3 protein-coding genes are annotated in these 3,275 nt (G+C 44.2%); 1 reads left to right on the top strand and 2 read right to left on the bottom strand.

Translation table 11 applies throughout. From position 1 onward, the window contains the following. Positions 1-133: 133 nt before the first annotated feature. Positions 134-1,339 (bottom strand): site-specific integrase, encoded by a 1,206-nt coding sequence (locus ACYPZI_RS15655; RefSeq protein WP_459603261.1) that lies wholly within the window; start codon positions 1,337-1,339, stop codon positions 134-136. A 33-nt stretch (positions 1,340-1,372) separates the two neighbouring features. After that, positions 1,373-2,599 carry a tyrosine-type recombinase/integrase gene (locus tag ACYPZI_RS15650; RefSeq protein WP_459603259.1) on the bottom strand — a complete coding sequence of 409 codons (1,227 nt, stop codon included), beginning with the start codon at positions 2,597-2,599 and terminating at the stop codon, positions 1,373-1,375. 241 nt (positions 2,600-2,840) lie between these two features. Between ACYPZI_RS15650 and ACYPZI_RS15645 the strand changes: the two genes are divergently transcribed. Next, positions 2,841-3,056, top strand: a complete 216-nt coding sequence (locus ACYPZI_RS15645) for a tyrosine-type recombinase/integrase (protein ID WP_459603257.1) — start codon at positions 2,841-2,843, stop codon at positions 3,054-3,056. Positions 3,057-3,275: the final 219 nt, after the last annotated feature.

Genomic DNA, 3,275 nt, shown 5'->3' with positions numbered 1-3,275 from the left:
TTTTTTATACTCTGAATCCATTTTGCATAAACTGATTGCTCGTTAAATGTTTGTTAACTCCTGATTATGCAAAGGTAAAGACTATGAATATCTCAAAAAAGATGCATCTGACCGAATGCTTACATTGTTCGGTTTAAATTGCGTTGTTTTTCATTGTTTTTCTTCTTTTCATTAGCCTGTCCATATCTTCCGATATTTTTTGCTCCGTGATTTGCGCATAGCCCTGTGTGGTGGAAATATTCGCATGCCCCATCATCTTGGCAATGCTTTCAATCGAAAGCCCTGCCGAAATCGCCAATGTCCCGAAGCTGTGGCGGCTTTGATGGTACGAGAGATTCTCTTTCAAGCCCATAGTAACACCAATTTGGTTTATATCGTACCAAATCATGTCACGGACAGGCAACGGAAATACAGGCTTTGTATCATCCGTTGTATTGTAAAGCATGAGTAGCTGCTCCGCTACCGGGTGCAGGGGAATAAATGCTTCCACATTTGTTTTTACCCGCTGTTTTCTGATATAGAGCCTGCCTTCTGCCGTTTTGCCGATATGGTGCGGATAAAGGCGGTGCATGTCCACATAGGCAAGACCGGTCAAGGTCGAGAAAATAAAAGCCCTGCGTACCAACTCCAACCGTGAATCTCTCAACGGTGTTTCCATAATCCGCTTTAGATCGTGCTTATTTATGTAGCGGTGCTTGGCGGGTTCTTTCTTCTCGTACCGCACATCTTCAAGCGGATTGCTCCTTAATACCTCTTGGTCAATGGCAATATAGATAAGCCGGTTGAGCCACGTCAAGCTTCTGTTTATATAGGAAGACTTTCGGTTATGTACTGTTTTTAGATAGATTTTAAACGACTCTCCGAACTCTTCGGTAATATCTGCAAATGCAATGTCCTCCACCCCCTTGGAACAAAGGAGTCTTTGCAGATTGGATTGCATGAGTCGGGATTCCCGATAGGTAGACCTTGAGTTTATTTCTATCGAGCGAACTCGAAGGCGTTCCAGCTCCACTTCGCCAGCTTCGAGCAGCATGGTCGGGATAGAGTTTACCCCGACAATCGTATTTTTAAGTAGTTCGCTGCTCACTACGCCCGTTTCATTGAGTATATGCTCGTAGGTATGTTCGACCCGGTTACGGAACTCCGATAGACGGTTGTTCTCCCTTTCCGTCTTGATTATACCTTTCTTGGCGTTCCAATCGCAGAGCTGGCAGTAGATACCCGTTGTAAGAACCGCTTGCTTGCCGTCGATACTGATACGGCACATTACGGCTGTCGTTCCATCGGACTTTACTTTCGCTCGGTTGATATAGAATAATTGTTTGAATGTACTGCGCATGGCTGTTTTTGTTTATTTTGTTTGTAATAAATATTAAAGAACCAATCTTAAATCGCCGGTTGCTTCTATGAGTTTATCCATGTCCTCAAAGAGCTTCTTCGGAGTGACACGGGCATAGATTTGAGTGGTTTGAATGTTGCTGTGTCCGAGCATCCGGCTAATGGTTTCTATCGGTACGCCTTCTTCGAGCGTGATTAGACTGGCGAAGCTGTGCCGCAAACAATGGTAGGTCATTGGCTCTTTTATATCCACCATAACCCGCAAACCTTTCATATTCGCTTTTACGATGTCGGCCGATTGCATCGGGAACAGGGTATCCCTGTTTTCATCCTTGTATTTCTCAATCAGGGCGATTGCTTCGGGCAGCAGCTTAACACGCGCCCGGTAGTCCGTTTTCTTCCTCGCGTATTTGAGCCACAGGCTGCCCTCTTCATCCGTAAACAAATTTTCCCCCGTAATGCGGACCACATCCGCATAGGATGTGCCTGTATAGCAGGCGAAAAGGAACAAATCCCTTGTGAAACGGGTTGAAGGGTAGTTTGGGGGGATCTCCAGGTCCCGCATTTTCTCAAAGCTCTCCCGGCTTAATGCTTTCGGGGTTGTCTCTTTCTGTTTAGGCAGCTTGTAATGGGCAAAATGAAATTTCTCGGATAGGCCTTCCTTAAAGGCAATCTTACAGATTTTCTTCAGGATAGCCAGGTAATGGCGGACAGTATCCATCGAATACCCTTCGCTCAACACAAAATCCTGATACTCCCGGATGAATTGCTCGTTCAGCTGCCCGAAGGCAATGTCTTTCATCTTGAACTTCTTTTGAATGAACTTGCCGAGCGAACGATGCGTGTACACATAAGTGCTTAACGTGGTTGGAGCGCAGTCTATTCCGACACGGGCTTTCAACCCTTCCATGTACCGGTCGAGAAGGGAAAGCAGGGTCATTTGTGCGTCCATGCTTCCCTGATAGAAGACCTTCACTGATTCTGCATCGAAAGGCTTTTTGCGTTCCACGAGGCTGTCAAATGCCGAATGCACAGCCAGCAAAAGTTTCTCGATTTTGGCATTCACTTCGACGGCTTCACGGCTCTTGCCGTCCAGTCTGCTTTCGCGGGGATTCCACAAGCCGGGGGTGCAGGACAGTTTCGTACCGAACTGCGCCATTGACCGGTTTACAGTGATGCGTCCCATAACCGGAGCCTTGCCCGATTTATCCAAACCGCTCTTTTTCAGGTAGAGCAACACCTTGAATTTTTCTACTTTCATACGCTTATATTTTTAGTGGCAAAATTAGCCATTGTACAAGCGTTCTTTGTTATGCAAAAGACTGTCAAACAGCGCAAAGGACACTGATTTGATTTCTTTTGTCCGTATCCTGTTACCTGTCCGTTTTCCGGTAACAACCGGCTAACGGTTTGGTAACTGAAATACCGCGATTTTATGTCCGGTTCTGCATTTTCTGCGAGACGGAAAAATCAATCAAACTTGCTTATTCTAAACCGATTGCGTGTCGTTTGCCCTGTCTTGGGATTGCTTGCTTTTGGAGGGGATTACTCACCTTGCAAGACATACCTTCGCCACGCTTTTGGTTCTTGATGGTGTAGATATATACAAAATTAAGGAATACTTGGGACATAAGTCTGTTACAATGACCGAAAGGTATTTGAAATATGATTTGTCGATAGCAAAAGAATCGGCAAAAGACATAAAGACCTTTGGATAAGATAAAAAGACCCATCCTGTAAAATGAGTTATTGCGTTCTTTAGAATCCGAAGATATATTTTATCTTTGCAATGTTCTTAGGAACAGACTTCTTAACCTGAGTTCCGTTTAAGAAAATCAATAAGAAAGTTGGTAAGTAAGAAATAATTTTGTATCTTTATAGTTGATAATCAATAAATTAAACAAATATATGAGCTTACTTACCAACGATAAAATTAC

Source organism: Dysgonomonas reticulitermitis (assembly GCF_054601275.1).
This window is presented reverse-complemented; position numbering and strand designations above follow the sequence as displayed.

Excerpts from the sequence above, each read along its gene's own strand:
- ACYPZI_RS15655 (WP_459603261.1), bottom strand. The coding sequence starts at position 1,339 with ATGCGCAGTACATTCAAACAATTATTCTATATCAACCGAGCGAAAGTA.
- ACYPZI_RS15650 (WP_459603259.1), bottom strand. The coding sequence starts at position 2,599 with ATGAAAGTAGAAAAATTCAAGGTGTTGCTCTACCTGAAAAAGAGCGGT.